Below are 265 nucleotides of genomic sequence, written 5' to 3' on the forward strand. Positions count from 1 at the left end.
TTTCACCTGGCGGAATACGGCGGCGCCTGCCCGCGGCTCGATGTGCATACGAGCTTCCGCAGCCCCGGCAGCATCGTTCCGCAATTCGTCGAGATGCCCGATGGCGGGCGATTCTTCGTCTTCGCCCGCACGGTCAATCGCCCCCGCTTCTCGCGCCACACCCAGGACAAGCGCCTGGCCATCGCCATGGGCTGCAGCATCGAGCATGTCGCGGCGATCGGCTATGCCGAGGATATCCAGCAAGGCTCCCCGCGTTTCGCAGAGG

General features: G+C 66.0%; 1 protein-coding gene. It reads left to right on the plus strand.

What is annotated here, in order from left to right; translation table 11 throughout:
- The coding region (locus E0702_RS17690; protein WP_165927630.1) for a short-chain fatty acyl-CoA regulator family protein at positions 1 to 265 on the plus strand (265 nt) is incomplete at both ends.

The organism is Halomonas marinisediminis, assembly GCF_004347715.1.
In the GTDB taxonomy this organism is placed as follows: domain Bacteria; phylum Pseudomonadota; class Gammaproteobacteria; order Pseudomonadales; family Halomonadaceae; genus Halomonas; species Halomonas icarae.